Here is an 18,279-nt window from a genome sequence, read left to right on the forward strand (position 1 = left end):
TAGGCTATCGCAGTCAGCGCGGCGGCAAAAGCGCGAACAGCAGCTTCGGGATGCCTAAAAAATCAACGCTGATTATTCGGCTTTTTCAGAAGGTGCTTCGGGGGCGAAGTTGCAGCCTAGACAGAAAACGCTTTGATTTCAAAAGACTGAACATTAAACACATGTTACGTCTTCACGCTGTTTGGGCGCAATGGTGCATTATAAAGGCAGTTTTTCTTGCCAGATAAGCCGCGCTGTTTCTAACATCAGACTGCAAGCTATCCGCCCGCCACTCTTTCTACGTCGCATCGAAGGAGGGCACCGAAGGGCGCAACCGGGTAAGGCGACGGGTTTCTCGAATGGATATCACGTTTCTTCTGAACGGAGAGACAGTGGAGCTGGCGGATGTTGATCCGACAGCGACCCTGCTGGACTGGCTGCGCGAGGATCGCGGCCTGACCGGTACCAAGGAAGGCTGCAACGAAGGCGATTGCGGGGCCTGCACCATCATGGTGACGGATGAGGATGGTGCGAAGGCGCTTAATTCATGCATCCTGTTCCTGCCTCAGCTACACGGCAAAGCAGTGCGCACGGTCGAAGGCGCAAGCGGACCAAATGGAGAGGCTCACCCTGTGCAACAGGCGATGGTCGATCTGCACGGCTCGCAATGCGGGTTCTGCACCCCGGGCTTTGTCATGTCGATGGTGGCTGGTCACGCCACCGGGGCAACGGATCACGACACCCAGCTTGCCGGAAACCTGTGTCGTTGCACAGGCTACGCGCCGATCATCCGCGCCGCACAAGCGGCCGAGGATCAGCCTGTACCCGTCTGGGTCAAGGATAAACCGGTCGCGTCGCCGTCATCGCCCCCAATGTTGCCTACGTCCTCGGACGCGCTGGCCACAGTGTACGCTGACCACCCTGAGGCTACTCTGGTTGCCGGAGCCACGGATGTTGGCCTGTGGGTCACCAAACAGCTGCGGGATCTGGATCCGGTGATTTTCCTGAACCGCTGCGATGATTTGAAACAGATCACAATCACCGATCGTGAACTCCGCTTTGGCGCCATGGTCGACATGAACCGCATGGGCGACGCGCTGGTCGATCTGCACCCGTCTTACGCTGAGATGATCCGCCGCTATGCCAGTGTTCAGGTGCGCCATGCAGCCACCGTAGGCGGCAATATCGCCAACGGCTCGCCCATCGGGGACAACCCGCCTGCCCTGATCGCCCTGGATGCGACACTGCATCTGCGCAGGGGCGATACGCGGCGACAGCTGCCGCTGGAAGAGTTTTTCCTCGACTACGGCAAGCAGGATCGTGTGCCCGGTGAGTTTGTCGAGGCCGTCAGCTTCCCGCGCCAAGCGGACAGGCTGAAATGCTATAAGCTCAGCAAGCGGTTCGATCAGGACATTTCTGCCGTTTGCGGTTGTTTCAACATCACTGTTTCGGACGGCACCGTCACACAGGCGCGCATCGCTTTTGGCGGCATGGCTGGCATTCCGAAGCGGGCAACCCATGTCGAGACCGCAATCATTGGCAAACCCTGGACGCACGCGACCGTAAAGGCCGCGCTGCCCAGATTTGCCGAAGATTTTGCACCACTCACAGACATGCGCGCCTCGGCAACCTATCGGCTGGAGACGGCCCAAGCGCTGCTCGAGAGGTATTTCCATGAGGATCAGGGGGACGTGACAAACGTGCTGGAGGTGACGGCATGAGCGTGACAAAACCCCTGCCCCATGACGCGGCACCACTGCACGTATCCGGTACGGCGCGGTATGTGGATGACATCCCGACCCCCAAGGGCACGCTGTATCTGGCATTCGGCCTTAGCCCGATTGCCAAGGGCAAGATCACGGCGATGGATTTGTCTGCGGTGAAAACTGCAGACGGGGTCGCAATGGTGATGACTGCCGAGGACCTGCCTTTTGCCAATGACGTCTCGCCCTCGATCCACGATGAACCGCTGCTGTCGGACGGCACGGTAAACTATATCGGCCAACCGGTGTTCGTTGTGGCGGCCACCAGCCATCTGGCTGCGCGCAAAGCCGCACGTCTGGGCAAGATCGACTATGCCGAGGAAACACCTATTCTGACCATTGAGGACGCCCTGGCCGCGGACAGCCGCTTTGAAGACGGCCCGCGCATCTACGCCAAAGGCGACGCGGATGCGGCTATCGCAAGTGCCGCCCATGTGATCGAAGGCAGTTTTGAGCTTGGCGGGCAGGAGCATTTCTATCTGGAAGGTCAGGCCGCATTGGCCGTGCCGAATGAGGGCGCGGACATGCTGGTGCATTCCTCGACCCAGCACCCAACCGAGATACAGCACAAGGTAGCTGATGCTCTGGGCGTTCCGATGCATGCGGTCCGGGTTGAAACCCGCCGCATGGGCGGAGGGTTCGGGGGCAAGGAAAGCCAGGGTAACGCGCTGGCCGTCGCCTGTGCCATCGTCGCTCGGGCGACCGGCAAGGCCTGCAAAATGCGCTATGACCGCGATGATGACATGATTATCACCGGCAAGCGCCACGCGTTTCGGATTTCTTATCGTGCCGGGTTTGATGATCACGGCCATATTCAGGGGGTGTCCTTCCTGCATCACGCCATCTGCGGTTGGGCACAGGACCTGTCCCTGCCCGTCGCGGACCGCGCGATGTTGCATTCCGATAATGCATATCTTCTGCCCAACGCGCGGATCGAAAGCCATCGGTTGAAAACCAACACCCAATCCGCCACTGCCTATCGCGGTTTTGGCGGGCCGCAGGGCATGGTTGGCGTCGAGCGAATGATGGACCACGCCGCGCACACGCTGCGCATTGATCCGGTTGAACTGCGCCGCAGGAACTATTACGAACCGGCCCATGCCGTGGCCGAACAACCGCCCGAGGAAAAACCGCTGGGCCGTCCCGACCCGCACGAAGACCTTACCAGTCGCGGCGCTGTTGATACGGCGCACGCTCCGGTACGTCCCTTGCCCGCTGGTGGCAATACGACGCCCTACGGGATGGAGGTCAGCGATTTCGAACTGCACGGTATGACCCAGGCACTGCTGGAATCCAGCGACTATGCCAAGCGCAAGGCAGCTATCGACAAATGGAACGCCGAAAACGCTGTGGTTAAGAAAGGCATCAGCTTTTCTCCGGTCAAGTTCGGCATTTCCTTCACGCTGACCCATTTGAACCAGGCGGGTGCTTTGGTGCACGTGTATCAGGACGGCTCAGTCCACCTGAACCACGGCGGCACAGAGATGGGTCAGGGCCTGTTCCAGAAGGTTGCACAGGTTGCAGCCTCACGGTTTGGCATCCCGCTGGAGATGGTGAAGATTACCGCGACCGACACAGCCAAAGTGCCGAATACCTCGGCCACGGCGGCCTCGTCCGGCAGCGATTTGAACGGGATGGCCGTGAAGGCGGCCTGCGACACGATCCGCGACCGGATGGCGGACTATCTGGCTGAACGGCACCAGGCTGATCCTGCCAGCGTCATCTTCACTGACGGTCATGTTGAGGTCGGCGAGGAACGCTACACCTTTGCCGAGGCTGCTGCACTGGCCTATCAGGGCCGGATCAGCCTGTCAGCAACGGGGTTCTACAAGACGCCCAAGATCGAATGGGATCGCATCAAAGGCCGGGGACGACCATTCTTTTACTTTGCTTATGGAGCCTCGATCACCGAAGTTGCGGTTGACACACTGACTGGCGAAAACCGCATTCTGCGCACAGATATCCTGCATGACGCAGGTGCCTCACTGAACCCTGCGCTGGATATCGGTCAGGTCGAAGGCGGCTATGTGCAAGGCGCGGGCTGGTTGACGACCGAGGAGCTGGTCTGGGACGGCAAAGGCAACCTGCGCACGCATGCGCCCTCGACCTACAAGATCCCGGCCTGTTCCGACCGGCCCGACATCTTCAACGTAGCCCTTTGGCATGGTGAGAACCGCGAGGACACAATCTATCGCTCCAAGGCGGTCGGGGAACCCCCGTTCATGCTAGGCATATCCGCCTGGCTGGCGCTGTCGAATGCGGTGGCGGCCTGCGGTGACCGTTATCCGGCGCTGGATGCGCCCGCTACGGCCGAACAGGTGTGGCACGGCATCCAAAAGATGAAGGGAGACATTTGATGGGATTTGACCTTGAGGCTTTGAGGGAGGCGGTCAAAACCCACGGGACAGTTACCCGGGTGGTCATCGCCGCGATCAAGGGATCGTCCCCGCGCGAGATCGGCGCGGCGATGCTGGTCTGGAAGGATGGGCAGAGCGGCACCATCGGTGGCGGCACCCTGGAGTATCAGGCGGCAGAAGCGGCACGTACCCAAATCCATCCGGCCCGTCTTTCCCAGCATGCGCTTGGTCCCGATCTGGGGCAGTGTTGCGGCGGGGCGGTGACACTGGTCAGCGAAATCTATGACATGGGCGCGGTCGATCGGCTGGATGATACGATCATCGCTCGCCCAATGGCAGCGCCAGAGATGCCTTTATCCGTCAAACGCGTGCTGGCGCAGGCGCGCGGTCAAGGTATCGACCCAGACCCGCAACTGTTGGAAGGCTGGATGATCGAGCCGGTTCACAAGCCCACACGCAATCTGTGGATCTGGGGCGCGGGCCATGTCGGTCGGGCGCTGGTTGATGTGCTGTCGCCCCTGCCCGATCTGGCCATCACCTGGGTGGACACCGGATCAGACCGGTTTCCTGATAAGGTACCGGGCGGCGTAACCGTCGTTCCGGCAGCGAAACCGGCCGAGTTGGTGCGCCACGCACCAATTGACGTCGAACACCTTGTGCTGACTTACTCACACAATCTGGATCTGGAACTGTGCAACAGGCTGCTTTTGCACGATTTCCGCTTTGCGGGGCTGATTGGCTCGGCTACGAAATGGGCGCGATTCCGGTCGCGGCTGGCGGCCCTGGGCCATGCGCCCGAACAGATAAGCCGGATCACCTGCCCGATTGGTGATCCAACGCTGGGTAAACACCCGCAGATGATCGCCGTTGGCGTCGCAACACAAGTGCTGCGCCCCGCCCGGCAGAACGACTTGAAGAAGGACCTGAGCGCGTGACCACTCCACTTCTAAGCTTGCAAGGGCTGACCAAAGCCTATCCCGGCGTCGTGGCCAATGATCAGGTGTCCTTTGACATCGGTGAAGGCGAGGTTCACGCCCTGTTGGGCGAGAATGGCGCCGGCAAATCCACGCTGGTGAAAATGATTTACGGGCTGGTCAAGCCAGACAGCGGCACCATGTTGCTGCGCGGACAGCCCTTTGCGCCACCCGAGCCCCGCGCAGCCCGCGCAGATGGGATCGCGATGGTGTTTCAGCATTTCTCGCTGTTCGACGCGCTGAACGTGGCTGAAAACATCGCTCTGGGGATGGAAAACCCGCCTGCCATGGGGGACCTGGCCTCGCGCATCCGCGAAGTTTCGGAAACCTACGGCCTGCCGCTGGACCCCTTTCGCACGGTTGGCGATCTGTCGGCCGGTGAGCGTCAGCGGGTCGAGATCATCCGATGCCTGTTGCAGGATCCCAAGCTGTTGATCATGGATGAACCGACCTCGGTTCTGACCCCGCAAGAGGTTGATATCCTGTTTGAAACGCTGAACAAACTGCGCTCCGAGGGCACTTCGATCCTGTATATCTCGCACAAGTTGGAGGAAATCCGTACCTTGTGTGATCACGCCACAATCCTGCGGCTGGGCAAAAACGTAGGGGAATGCGTTCCTGCCGAAACCTCGGCCCGGGACATGGCCGAGATGATGGTCGGTTCGACCCTGCAGACACCTGAACGGTCCGGGCGGGATTTTGGCGAGGTTGCGCTGGATGTCAGCGGGTTGTCGGTGCCGTCGCCGTCAGAGTTTGGAACCGCGCTGAAGAACGTCCACATGGCTGTCCGTAAGGGTGAGGTGCTGGGCATCGGCGGGGTTGCCGGCAATGGTCAGGATGAATTGCTGGGCGTCCTGTCGGGTGAAATCCTGACAGCCGCTGACGCAATCAAATTTAACGGTCAACCGATTGGCAAGTTGGGCCCCACCGCACGGCGCAGGCTGGGGGTGCTGACCGCGCCCGAAGAACGGCTGGGACATGCGGCCGCGCCGGATATGAGCTTGACCGAAAACGCTTTGCTGACCGGATCGGTACGCGAAGGGCTGGAAAACAATGGCTTCTTGAAATGGGCCGAAACCAAAGGCTTTGCCGAAAAGATCATTCAGGCCTTCGACGTCCGAACACCGGGGCCGGAAAACGCGGCGCGGTCCCTGTCAGGCGGCAACCTGCAGAAGTTCGTGATCGGACGCGAGGTGTTGCAAAACCCAGACGTGCTGGTGGTGAACCAGCCAACATGGGGTGTGGATGCTGCCGCCGCCGCTGCGATCCGCCAGGCCATTCTGGATCTGGCGGCCAAAGGCACCGCAGTGGTCTGCATAAGCCAGGATCTGGACGAATTGATGGAAATCTCAGACAGCTTCGCCGCCCTGAACGAGGGCCGCCTGAGCGCCCCGCGCACAACCACTGGACTGACGGTCGATGAGATCGGCCTGATGATGGGTGGCGCGCACGGCATGGAGGTGGCCCATGTCTGAACGGTTGCAAAAAAAGATGAATGCGGGGGTATGAGCGGATGATAGTATTGGAGAAACGGCCACAGCCATCCAAGGCGTGGTCTTATGCCACCCCCTTGGTTGCTGTACTGGCAACGATGGTGTGCGGCGGTATCTTGTTCACCCTTTTGGGCAAGAACCCGATCGAGGCCATCGGCACCATTTTCTGGGAACCCTTGTTTGGTGAGTTTGCCTTTTATTATCGCCCGCAATTGCTGGTGAAAGGTGCGCCTTTAGTCTTGATCGCCATTGGCCTATCGCTGGGCTTTAAGGCAGGCATTTGGAACATCGGCGCCGAAGGGCAGTACATCATGGGCGCGATCTTTGGCGCCGGGGCCGGTCTGGCATTCTATCCATTGGATGCGTGGTACGTCTTTCCGATCATGGTGATCGCTGGCGCGTTTGGCGGTTGGCTCTGGGCGTCCATCCCGGCTTTTTTGAAGGTCCGGTTTGGCACCAATGAAATCCTCGTCTCGCTGATGCTGGTCTACGTGGCCGAACAGATGCTGGCCTCGGTGTCGCTGGGCTTGCTGAAGAACCCTGAAGGGTTCGGTTTTCCCGGCTCGCGCAATTTGCAAGCCTATGACAGCGCACATAATGCCGAGCTGATCGCGGGATCGGGCATGCATTGGGGGGTAGTAACCGCGCTGATTGCGGTGATCTTTTCCTATATCCTGCTGAACAGGCATATGCTGGGCTTTCACATTCGGCTGACAGGTGAGGCCCCGCGTGCGGCGAAATTCGCCGGTGTGAACCCGGCCCGCCTGATCCTGTTCTGTCTGGGCTTGTCCGGCGCGCTGGCCGGGCTGGCGGGCATGTTCGAAGTGTCCGGCCCCTCAGGCGTGGTCAGCATCGACTTCAACGTGGGCTATGGCTTTACAGCGATCATCGTGGCCTTTCTGGGCCGGTTGCACCCGGTGGGCATCTTGCTGGCCGGTGGCCTGATGGCACTGACCTATATCGGCGGTGAGATCGCGCAATCCCAATTGGGTCTGCCTGCCGCCGCCATTCAGGTGTTCCAGGGGATGCTGTTGTTCTTCCTGCTGGCCTTCGATCTTTTGACCAACTACCGCATCCGTGCGGCCCGTAGCGAGGTAGCGTGACCCATGGATCTTAGTGAGATTAATCCCGTACTTCTGGTAGCGTCCCTGATGGTGGCCGCGACGCCCCTGCTGCTGGCCGCAATCGGAGAGCTGGTCGTCGAAAAAGCAGGCGTTCTAAACCTCGGCGTTGAGGGCATGATGATCGTTGGCGCAATCAGCGGCTTTGCGATCTCGGTCGAGACCGGCTCGCCCTGGCTGGGTTTTATCGCCGCAGCCATTGGAGGCGCGGTGCTATCCCTGCTGTTTGTTTTGCTGACGCAAGTAGCATTGGCGAACCAGGTGGCCAGTGGTCTGGCGCTGACGTTGTTCGGCCTGGGCTTTAGTGCCCTTCTGGGGCAGGGCTATGTCGGGGTCAAACCACCCAGCATGGGGGAAATCCATATCCCCGTGATCAGCGACATCCCTGTCATTGGCCCGATCCTGTTTCAGCACGACCCGATCCTTTACCTGGGAATTGCCCTGACAGCCGCTGTCTGGGCCACGCTTAAATACACGCGCGTTGGTCTGATCCTGCGCGCCGTGGGCGAAAACCACGATGCCGCGCATGCGTTGGGCTATAAGGTCATCAAGATCCGCATCCTGGCGATCCTGTTTGGCGGTGCCTGTGCAGGGTTGGGAGGGGCCTATATCAGCCTGATCCGTGTCCCCCAATGGACCGAAGGCATGACCGCCGGTGTTGGCTGGATTGCGCTGGCGCTGGTGGTCTTTGCCAGCTGGAAACCATGGCGTGCCTTGCTGGGTGCCTATTTGTTCGGCGGCATCACTGTTTTGCAGCTTAATTTGCAGGCGGCGGGCGTTGCCATTCCAGTCGAGTATCTGGCAATGTCGCCCTACATCATCACGATCCTTGTGCTTGTGATCCTTTCGGCCGACAAGAGCAGCGCACCTGCCTCATTGGGTCGGATATTCCACGCCTCGCACTAGAGGCCAACTAAATCAACTTGGGGAGTAACTACATGAAATTCACATCTCTTTTGACCAGCGCCGCCATGGCGCTGGGTCTGGCGACAACCGCCATGGCCGAAGACAAAACCAAAGTCGGCTTTGTCTATGTCGGCCCCGTGGGCGACGGCGGATGGACCTATGAGCACAACAAAGGCCGTCTGGCTGTCGAGGAAGAGTTTGGCGACAAAGTCGAGACCGTCTTTGTTGAATCGGTCCCCGAAGGTCCCGATGCAGAACGCGTGATGACCCAGATGGCGCTGGAAGGCGCGGATCTGATCTTTACCACTTCGTTCGGTTATATGGACCCGACTATCAACGTGGCCAAAAAATTCCCGAATGTGAAATTCGAGCACGCGACTGGATACAAGACCGCCGACAACGTCTCGGTCTATTCGGCCCGTTTCTATGAAGGCCGCGCCGTTCAAGGGCATATCGCCGGTAAGATGACCAAGTCGAACACCATCGGTTACATCGGATCCTACCCGATCCCTGAAGTGATCCGCGGTATTAACTCGGCCTATGTCCACGCCAAAAAGGTAAACCCGGATGTCGAGTTCAAAATCATCTGGGCCTACACTTGGTTCGACCCCGCGAAAGAGGCCGACGCGGCCTCGGTTTTGATCGAACAGGGTGCAGACGTGATCCTGCAGCACACTGACTCGACCGCGCCGCAAGCAGCCGCGCAAGAGGCAGGCAACGTCATCACCTTTGGTCAGGCTTCGGACATGAGCGAATACGCACCCTTCCCGCGTGTTTCATCGATCATCGATGATTGGGCCCCTTACTACATCGCGCGCACCCAGGCCGTGATGGATGGCACCTGGGAAAGCGCCAACACATGGGACGGAATCCGCGAGGGCATGGTTGCCATTGGCGAGATCTCGGACGCGGTTCCGGCCGACGTCAAGGAAGAGGCGCTGGCGCTGAAGGCGGCAATGGCGGCGGGTGAATACCACCCCTTCACCGGCCCGCTGAAAAAGCAAGACGGCAGCGACTGGCTGGGTGAAGGCGAAACTGCCGATGACGGCACGCTGGCGGGCATGAACTTCTATGTCGAAGGGCTGGAAGGTGAAATTCCGCAGTAAATCGGTTCGATCCGTAAGAACGAAAAGGCCCGCGAATTGCGGGCCTTTTTTGTATCTAAAGCAGCGGATCAGATGCCCGCCAAGTTACTCGGCTTCTGGCGTGTGCCCGTAATACTCATAGGTGCGTCGCAAGATTTCACCGTGTAATCTGATGATGTCAGCGCCATCCTGTTCAACACGAAACTGCCCGCTTGCATCCAAGCTGGCGATAGAGATTACGCCGGACATAAACTCCAGCCCTGCCTTGTTGATCGGGCACAGCATCATCGCCCCGTCCCCGGGTATTTCCCCATGCCCGCCGGCCTTCACATTTCCGGGGCCGGGAAGACCTCCGTAACCACCTGTCAGGCCTATACCCGAGATGGCCGGTGCGACAGTAACATTAACTCCGGCACTTGTTTTTGCCTGATACGTCATCACGTACGCCGCTTTGGCCTGCAGAGCGTTCAGATTCAAATGACGGAAATTGGGTGATGCAAGCTGCAGCGGATAATCCAACTGGGTATCGACAAATGCAATAGCACCGGCGACGCCTGCTTCGTCCAGCTCGTTTACGTATTCTGTGGCCACCTCACGTATGGCACGGTGCATCGACTCCTGTAACTTTGGGTCCGAAACAACCTGGTTCCATTGCGCAACTTGCGCGGTCGCGGCTGGTGGCAATGCTGCTCCGAGGAACGCAGCCCCTAAGGCCAGACAAACGAGTTTTTTGACGATGTACATAGGTTGCTGCTCTCCCTTGGAATTCAGTTGCGCCACAGTGGCCTTGCTCCAAACTCGTTGGAACTATGAGGAATCCGCCTCGTTACGTAAATCCGGTTTCACATTAAATTTGGCGCAAGGACGCAGCGCCAGGCAGTAATCCTGGTTAGGCGCATGCCACTGCAGGATGTAGCCAGCATCCAAACAGGGAACGAAATTCCAACCGGCACGAGGAAAAGCTTGGCGGGACACGGCATGGTGCTGACGTGTCCCGCTGTCGTCGAAGTTTAGTGCCCGCTCAACACCAGTGTATTTACCGGCATCAGGATCAAACGCAGTCGCAGCCCTGCGGCATGCACGACACCAATAGTGTCGACGACGTGCAGGAATGCCCCTTCCCAAAAGCCAAGATCTTCGTGTTCCAGCCTTTCGTGATTGTCGGTATAGACATTGGCCAGACAATTGCTGCCCGGTGGAATGTCATCGGCCATGCCTTTGTAGAGCGGTTCAAAATACACCAGAATCGAGCCCGGCTTGTTGTTGGTCTGAACGTCGCGCAGCTCATCCGTAGGCCGAATCTGGCCGGACGGGATCACATCCTGCACCTGAACCACGACAACCGGAATCACGGTGAAGGGTTTTGTCATGCAGCCAAGTTCGCCAATCATGCCCGGCTTGATAACCTGAGCAGAGAGTTGGTTGAACGCCGCCTGAAACCGGTCGTGACCCGAAGAAGATGGAACCAGAATGCCCGCCGGACGTAGCAGCGGACTGACGTAATCGCCAACCTGCAGGCCGAACTGTTCGACCCGGCCTGTAACTCCGGCGCTGATTACGGTTTTGTCCAACTCAGTCAGCGCCGCATCAAGTTGAGCGTTGGCACTGGCCAGTTGCGCCGGGATCAGCTCTTCGATTTGCTGAACAACGGCGGCACGTTTTGCCTGCGCGGCTTTCAGCTGCGCCTCACGCTCGGCTACCAGATTTTCCAATCGGTCAATTTCAGCCAGACGCACAGCACTTGAACCCTCATCCCGCAATGTGGTGTTCCGCTCGAGGTCTTCCAGCGACTGATCCAGCGCTGCGCGAGCCCCGGCTATACCGGCCTCGGCCTCGGCCAGATCGGTTTCTGCCACTTTCAACGAGGCCTGAACCTGCGCGATGTCTGCATGAGCGGCCTCAACCATCGCCGTTTGGGTGAAATCCTCGATCCGGAAAATCGGCTGCCCGGCAACCACCTGCTGGTTGTTGGTCACGTAGACCTCGGACACACGCCCGCCCAGTTGCGGCAGGATCGTGACGGTGCGGAAATAGGACGCCGCCGTCTTACTGGCGGGGTGGAAGTAAAACAGGGTTGTGATCACGGTCAGCGCCAGAATGGCACAGGTCGTCAGGCCCCAGCGCAGCTCGTACCACATGGTGAACAGCGTAATCTCGTGCCCGATCCGTTTGCCCTGAACGAAACGGCGGAACAGATAGTCGGGCAGCACCGTCACCAGTGCGCACATCAATGTCTCAAGCATCTCTTACTGCTCCTGCTGGGCGGTGTGGTCTGTGGGTTGAACCGGCGCAGGACCTTCGGAACGCTCAGTGCCCAAAGATCGGATCGCATCCGCAATTGCCCGCAACGGAGCGGCAACATCGGGAAACTGGAACCCAGCCACCAGAACAGCCGCAACCCAGAACAGGCCGTTATGGGTAAACAGCGCCAGCAGGGCCAGTATTCCCACCAGTTGAAACTGCGGGTGGTTGGATTCATGCGCTAGCTTTTCAGGAATTGAATGGAGCGTGAAATACCCCACCCCGATCAAAACGATCACCAAAACGGTAAAAATGAACATGAAAGTTAAAAGAAAATCACTGCCGTCCGCCTGGGTCACGTAAGACGGAATATGCCCCGTGGCCATTGGGTGTAGGTCTGTGTTGCTCACCCTGCCCTCCTGTATCTGTGTGACCCTTGTTTGGATGGGTTGATGCGCAAATTCAAGCCTGCTTAAAGTTCCCAAAGGGATCAAAGGCGTATTGGCGACTATTTCGTCGCGTAGATGTCAAATTTCGAAAAGGGAATACATGATTGACTTTCTGATCATTGGCGGCGGGATTGCCGGGTTAAGTGCAGGTGCGCGCCTGTCCAACCATGGGCGTGTTACTGTGTTAGAGGCCGAGGATGCTCTGGGCTACCACACGTCCGGACGCTCGGCTGCGTTGTTCGAACAAAGCTATGGTCCAGCTTCGGTTGTCGAACTGAGCAAGGCCGGGGCCAACTTTTTGCGCGATGAAAACGGTGGGTATCTGACGCCACGCGGCCTAATGCTGGTTGGCGGCAAGGATCAGGGGGCGGTTTTTGATCGCGATATTGTTGATCTGAACATGCAGGCTATCTCGGTTGATGACGCGCTGCGCCGGATCCCGATCCTGAACCCCGATACCGTTGGCTACGCTGCTATCAGCAAGGGCGCTTTTGACATCGACACCGACAGGTTGTTACAGGATTTTGCGCGCATTATTCGCCGCAATGGCGGTGAGGTTCTGACCAAATGCAAGGTGAGCCGCATTCAAAAAGACGGGTCGTGGCGAGTCGAGGCCGGCCAGGTTTTTGAGGCGCGCAATCTGGTCAATGCCGCCGGGGCCTGGGTTGATCAGATCGCCGCCTTGGCCGGGATTGCACCGATCGGCATAGTGCCGAAGCGCCGATCAATGGCGCGGCTACCCGCGCCAGGCGGGCATGATGTTCGGAATTGGCCCATGATGCTGGGCACGGGCGAGACGTGGTACGCCAAACCCGATGCGGGCAAGCTTCTGGTCTCACCATCCGAGGCCGATCCGGTCGCGCCACAGGACGCCTATGCTGACGATATGGTGCTGGCCGAAGGTCTGGCCCGGTACGAAAAGATGATGACCCAGCCCGTCACCCGGGTCGAGGCGAACTGGGCCGGGCTGCGCAGCTTTGCACCGGACGGAACCCTGGTGTTGGGGCCCGATCCGTCTGATCCGTCCTTCATTTGGTCCGCAGGTCAAGGCGGGTACGGGTTTCAGACCTGCCCGGCGGCCTCACAGCTTATTGCCGATCTGGCGACGGGCACCCAGTCAGTGCTGGATCCGGCGGTTCTCGCGGCACTCAGCCCGAACAGGCTGCGCAGGTGACCAAAAGACCCCTGCCCTCTAGCGCAAGTGTGGCAAATCAGGGCGAGGGCGATCGGCTGATCGCCCCCGCTGCAACACGCAACGCAGACGCGCTGTGCGAACTGTTGTGCCAATGGGCGCCCGACACCGGCAAAGCGCTGGAGCTTGCCAGCGGCACCGGGCAACATGTAAGCGCCTTCGCGCAGTGCCTGCCGAATGTGTTCTGGCAACCTACCGAGGTTGCAGCGGATCGGCGGCACAGTATTGATGCTTATGCCGGCGGACTGTCCAACGTCGCACCCGCTGTTGCGCTGAACGCCACTGAAAACGGATGGCACCAACATCATGGCGGTCAGAATCTGATCGTCTTGATCAATCTGGTGCATCTGATCAGCTGGCAGGAAACCCAAACTCTGGTTGGTGAAGCGGCGCAGACCTTGCTGCCCGGCGGTCGGTTCATCCTGTATGGGCCGTTCAAACGTGGCGGGAAGCTGACCAGTGACGGCGACCAGAGGTTCAACGACGCGTTGATCCAGCAAGATCCGGCAATCGGCTACAAGGACGATACAGATATCGCGGGGCTGATGACCCGGCACGGCCTGACCATCCTTGAGACTGTCACCATGCCCGCCAACAATCTGGCTTTTGTCGCCGAAAAACCGCCCGACTGAGCAAAAACGGGCGGCTTTGTCTGGCACCGCCCGTTTTCGTGACCTTAGCCGTCCTTGCGGATGACCTCGTTTTTAGGATCGTAGGGACTGTCGCAGGTGACGACCGCATCCCACAGCTTGTCCTGCAACTTGACCTTCAGCTTGGTGCCTTCGACTGCCAGATCGGGCGTTACATAGCCCATACCGATGGATTTCTCGAAAGCCACCGAATACCCGCCCGAGGTCAGACGCCCGACGCGCTCACCTTCCGGCGTATACAGCACTTCGCGGCCCCAGGGATCGGCATCATCCGGTCCGTCGATCAGCAAGGTGCAACATTTCACGCGCACGCCGGTTTCGATCATTTTGTCCTTGCCGTGAAACTCTTTGTTCAAGTCCACAAAGCGCGGCAAGTCAGCCTCTAGCGGGTTCGCGTCGCGGCCCAGTTCGGTGCCGAAGGCACGATAGGATTTCTCCTGACGCAGCCAGTTCTGGGCACGAGCACCGACCAGTTTCATTCCGTGCTTTTCGCCTGCCTTCTCTAGCAGATCGAACAGATAGTTCTGCATTTCCATCGGGTGGTGCAGCTCCCAGCCAAGCTCACCGGTATAAGCCACGCGGATGGCGTTGACAGGGCACATGCCCAGCTCAATCTGACGGGCAGACAGCCAGGGGAAGCGCTTGTTGGACAGTGCGGTGTCCGGATCGGCGTCTTTGATGACCTCTTTCAGAACGTCTCGCGATTTGGGGCCAGCGATGGCAAAGACGCCCCACTGGGTGGTCACATCCTGGATTTCGATATAGCCGAACTCGTCCATCTTGTCTTCAGCCGCCTTGCGCAGGAAGTCGGCGTCATACTCGGTCCAGGCACCGGCCGAGACGATGTAGTAGTTGTTCTCGCCGTTGCGGACGATGGTGTATTCAGTACGTGTGGTGCCATGTGACGTCAGCGCGTAGGTTAGATTGATGCGACCGATCTTGGGCAGTTTGTTGCAGGTGAACCAATCCAGGAACTGTGTCGCGCCAGGGCCTTTGACGACGTGCTTGGTGAACGCGGTCGCGTCGATCAGGCCGACGCCTTCACGGATCGCTTTGGCTTCGTCCACGGCATGCTGCCACCAGCCACCGCGACGGAAAGAACGCGCGTCGTGATCGAAGTTTTCTGGTGCATCCAGCGGGCCATAGTAATTTGGCCGTTCCCAGCCGTTGACCCAACCAAACTGAGCGCCGCGCGCCTTCTGGCGGTCATAGGCCGGTGCAGTGCGCAATGGACGGGCTGCCGGGCGCTCTTCATCCGGGTGGTGCAAGATGTAGACGTGGTCATAACATTCTTCGTTCTTGCGCGCGGCAAATTCGGTGGTCATCCAGTTGCTGGAGTACCGTTTGGGATCCAGCGAGGCCATGTCAATCTCGGCTTCGCCATCAACCATCATCTGCGCCAGAAAGTATCCGGTGCCACCTGCAGCAGTGATGCCGAACGAGAACCCTTCGGCCAGCCACATGTTGCGCAGGCCTGGCGCGGGACCGACCAGCGGGTTGCCGTCGGGCGTATAGCAGATCGGGCCATTGAAATCGTCTTTCAGACCACTTTCCTCACACGACGGAACCCGGTGGATCATCGCCATGTACTGTTCTTCGATCCGCTCTAGTTCCAGCGGAAACAGGTCGGCGCGGAAACTGTCGGGCACGCCATGTTCAAAGCACGCTGGCGCGTTCTTTTCATAGACACCCAGAATCCAGCCGCCACGTTCTTCTCGGACATAGGACTGTGCGTCAGCGTCCCGGATAACCGGATGCTCATCCCCTCCATTCGCGCGATACTCGACCAGCGCCGGGTCTTTATCCATGACGATGAACTGATGCTCGACCGGAATGGCAGCCATTTTGATGCCCAGCATTTTGGCAGTGCGCTGCGCGTGGTTGCCCGACGCGGTCACCACATGTTCGGCGGTGATGACAACCTGCTCATCGCCGGGAACAAGGTTCCCGCCCTGCTCAACCATCTTGGTACAGGTGACTTCCCAATGAGTACCATTCCAGTGGAACGCATCGGCCTGCATCTTGCGCACGATCTCTGCGCCATGCTGGCGCGCGCCCTTGGCCATCGCCTGCGTTACATCCGCCGGGTTAATGTAGCCATCGGTGTTGTGATATATCGCACCCTTCAGGTCTTCGGTGTTGATCAGCGGCCAGCGCGCCTTGATCTCATCCGGGGTCAGCCATTCGTACGGCACGCCACAGGTCTCAGCCGTTGAGGCGTAGAGCATGTATTCGTCCATACGCTCTTGCGTCTGGGCCATGCGCAGGTTGCCGACAACTGCGAAACCCGCGTTCAAGCCAGTTTCTTCCTCAAGCTGCTTGTAGAAATCGACCGAGTACTTGTGAATATGCGTCGTGGCATAAGACATGTTGAACAATGGCAGCAGGCCAGCCGCGTGCCAGGTTGAACCGGACGTCAACTCGTCCCGTTCGATCAGCATCACATCGTCCCAGCCCGCCTTGGCCAAATGATAGGCGATCGAGGTCCCGATGGCGCCGCCGCCAACGACCAGTGCTTTGACTTGGGTTTTCATAGCCGGGTGTCTCCCCTTGGAATCTGTTGCCACCATATGGCGCAATTGATTCCCCCGGCGCGACATTCATCCGACCAGTGATACTAAAAAAGCGACCCCCAATCTCTTGACGGTCACTTTTTAACTAGGCCAGGGGCGGAATTACCCGCCGGTCAAGGTACACTTCTTGAACGCCGCTTTGGTGGAACATTTGCTGGACAGACCAGAGCCACCTTTGTTGACGCGCACTGGGGTAGCTTCGGCGCTGTCACCCTTCTGGAACATGGACTTCAGCCCGCCCAAAAAGCTGCCCGACCCCGCCTGTGCACCCGTTGCCTGGGTGCCGTCTTCGGCTTGCTCACCGCTAAATGAGGCAACGAGACGTCCCAGAACGTTTTTGCCGTCAGCATCCGCCTTTTGGGTTTCCTCCAACAACAGGTCACTCAGCCCTTTGCGGTAACCGACCTGAACAAGGTCATCTGCAGATTGGATGTTGTTGGCCGTCAGATCAAACGTATCACCGGGCAAGCCGTATTGCGCGGCCAACGAGTTGGCCACCAGCGCCAGCCCGTCGATATTGTCCAGCCGCATCCGGGCCAGTTCTGCCCGCAGCTTAACGAACTCTCCCCGAAGCGCAGCCATGTTGATGGCCAGCTCGGCCTCGCTTTCGGGATCGGATGCTGCATCATTGGCAACACCCGGCACAGGTTTGTCCAACAGTCCATTCATCGCTTCATAGTCTATCTGAGACAGGAAGGCGTAAACTTCAGGCGCGGGTGCATCCGAATAGAGCTGCACCCGAATCTCCTGCCCTAGCCCAAGTGTTCCCTTGTAGATGTTGAACCCTGCCGGTGCGTCCAGATTCGAAACAGTTGCCGTGATCATCGCCCAAAAAGCCCGATCATCTACAGTGATCACGCTGTATTCATTCTGCGCAAACTGGAAATAGGCGACACCGCCGATAACGCCAAAGGGGGCGTAATCCCGACCGCCGAAATCCATCGCGGCCACGGATTGGGCAATACTGCCAACCAGCGAGTTAGATCTGGCGTCTTTCTTGAGCTGCACCTGAAGCCAAAGGGTGTATTCGCCCTTTTCATAGACCCAGCTGATCTGATCCATTTTTTTGGCTAGCGTCTCGACCTTTTGCACTGCGACATTGCTGGCCAGGGGCCGCGCGGCCGCGCTGACGGTGGCTAGATGCGGTCCTTCGCGGGCATTAAGCGTGAATTCACGATCGACAATCGCCCGACGCACCCAGCCGTCGCCAGTTTCAGGCATGTAGGGCTTGCCACCGGCATGCCAGCGTTTCTTTCGTTCACGCTCAAGCTGTTCGGCATCCAGTTCTTCGTTATACGCAGCAAAACGCGCCTTGAACGTGCCGATGTACGCGCTGACGGACAGGGTGCCCTCGTGCTTTTTGTCCTGCTGAAAATAGTCCAGCCCGGCTATGACCAAAACAATAACGACGGCAAAGCCAATGAACCTTAGTGCGTTCATTAGAAACCTCAAATTCTAACACTGCTCTTTTGCGAAACAGATAGCGGTAAATTGAG

Annotated in this window: 14 protein-coding genes; 9 read left to right on the plus strand and 5 right to left on the minus strand. The window is 58.7% G+C overall.

What is annotated here, in order from left to right; all coding sequences use genetic code 11:
• The first annotated feature begins 338 nt into the window (after positions 1–338).
• From xdhA to RUM8411_RS04555, 7 genes are read left to right on the plus strand one after another with little or no spacing between them, the layout of a single operon-like run.
• Entirely contained in the window at positions 339–1,700 is a 1,362-nt protein-coding gene (gene xdhA / locus RUM8411_RS04525) for a xanthine dehydrogenase small subunit (protein ID WP_085821443.1), read from the plus strand.
• On the plus strand, positions 1,697–4,099 hold the full coding sequence (gene xdhB / locus RUM8411_RS04530) for a xanthine dehydrogenase molybdopterin binding subunit (protein WP_085821444.1): 2,403 nt from the start codon (positions 1,697–1,699) through the stop codon (positions 4,097–4,099). Before xdhA ends, xdhB begins: the two co-directional genes overlap by 4 nt.
• Positions 4,099–5,034 carry a xanthine dehydrogenase accessory protein XdhC gene (gene xdhC, locus RUM8411_RS04535; protein ID WP_085821445.1) on the plus strand — a complete coding sequence of 312 codons (936 nt, stop codon included), beginning with the start codon at positions 4,099–4,101 and terminating at the stop codon, positions 5,032–5,034. Before xdhB ends, xdhC begins: the two co-directional genes overlap by 1 nt.
• Positions 5,031–6,548 carry an ABC transporter ATP-binding protein gene (locus RUM8411_RS04540; protein ID WP_085821446.1) on the plus strand — a complete coding sequence of 506 codons (1,518 nt, stop codon included), beginning with the start codon at positions 5,031–5,033 and terminating at the stop codon, positions 6,546–6,548. The genes xdhC and RUM8411_RS04540 overlap by 4 nt, the downstream gene beginning before the upstream one ends.
• Before the next feature lie 38 nt (positions 6,549–6,586).
• Positions 6,587–7,669 (plus strand): ABC transporter permease, encoded by a 1,083-nt coding sequence (locus RUM8411_RS04545; RefSeq protein WP_085821603.1) that lies wholly within the window; start codon positions 6,587–6,589, stop codon positions 7,667–7,669.
• Positions 7,670–7,672: 3 nt separating this feature from the next.
• A complete protein-coding gene (locus tag RUM8411_RS04550) occupies positions 7,673–8,593 on the plus strand; it encodes an ABC transporter permease (RefSeq protein ID WP_085821447.1) in 921 nt (306 codons plus the stop codon).
• Positions 8,594–8,625: 32 nt separating this feature from the next.
• A complete protein-coding gene (locus tag RUM8411_RS04555; protein ID WP_085821448.1) occupies positions 8,626–9,699 on the plus strand; it encodes a BMP family ABC transporter substrate-binding protein in 1,074 nt (357 codons plus the stop codon).
• 84 nt (positions 9,700–9,783) lie between these two features.
• Here RUM8411_RS04555 and RUM8411_RS04560 read toward each other — a convergent pair whose 3' ends face one another.
• From RUM8411_RS04560 to RUM8411_RS04570, 3 genes are all read right to left on the minus strand, one after another.
• On the minus strand, positions 9,784–10,422 hold the full coding sequence (locus RUM8411_RS04560; protein WP_085821449.1) for a hypothetical protein: 639 nt from the start codon (positions 10,420–10,422) through the stop codon (positions 9,784–9,786).
• A 266-nt stretch (positions 10,423–10,688) separates the two neighbouring features.
• Positions 10,689–11,921: an HlyD family secretion protein gene (locus RUM8411_RS04565; RefSeq protein WP_085821450.1), complete on the minus strand. Its 1,233-nt coding sequence runs from the start codon at positions 11,919–11,921 to the stop codon at positions 10,689–10,691.
• A 3-nt stretch (positions 11,922–11,924) separates the two neighbouring features.
• On the minus strand, positions 11,925–12,305 hold the full coding sequence (locus RUM8411_RS04570) for a hypothetical protein (RefSeq protein WP_085821451.1): 381 nt from the start codon (positions 12,303–12,305) through the stop codon (positions 11,925–11,927).
• Between the two features lie 163 nt (positions 12,306–12,468).
• Between RUM8411_RS04570 and RUM8411_RS04575 the strand changes: the two genes are divergently transcribed.
• Both RUM8411_RS04575 and RUM8411_RS04580 read left to right on the plus strand, forming a co-directional pair.
• The gene (locus RUM8411_RS04575) at positions 12,469–13,542 is read left to right on the plus strand and encodes an NAD(P)/FAD-dependent oxidoreductase (protein ID WP_085821452.1); all 1,074 of its coding nucleotides are present in this window, start codon (positions 12,469–12,471) and stop codon (positions 13,540–13,542) included.
• Entirely contained in the window at positions 13,539–14,192 is a 654-nt protein-coding gene (locus RUM8411_RS04580) for a DUF938 domain-containing protein (protein WP_085821453.1), read from the plus strand. Before RUM8411_RS04575 ends, RUM8411_RS04580 begins: the two co-directional genes overlap by 4 nt.
• Before the next feature lie 44 nt (positions 14,193–14,236).
• Here the strand turns inward: RUM8411_RS04580 and RUM8411_RS04585 are convergent, their stop codons facing one another.
• Positions 14,237–16,744 carry a GcvT family protein gene (locus RUM8411_RS04585; RefSeq protein WP_085821454.1) on the minus strand — a complete coding sequence of 836 codons (2,508 nt, stop codon included), beginning with the start codon at positions 16,742–16,744 and terminating at the stop codon, positions 14,237–14,239.
• Positions 16,745–16,885: 141 nt separating this feature from the next.
• Positions 16,886–18,223, minus strand: a complete 1,338-nt coding sequence (locus tag RUM8411_RS04590) for a hypothetical protein (protein WP_085821455.1) — start codon at positions 18,221–18,223, stop codon at positions 16,886–16,888.
• Positions 18,224–18,279: the final 56 nt, after the last annotated feature.

Origin of the sequence: Ruegeria meonggei, assembly GCF_900172215.1 — a bacterium.
Taxonomy (GTDB): Bacteria; Pseudomonadota; Alphaproteobacteria; order Rhodobacterales; family Rhodobacteraceae; genus Ruegeria; species Ruegeria meonggei.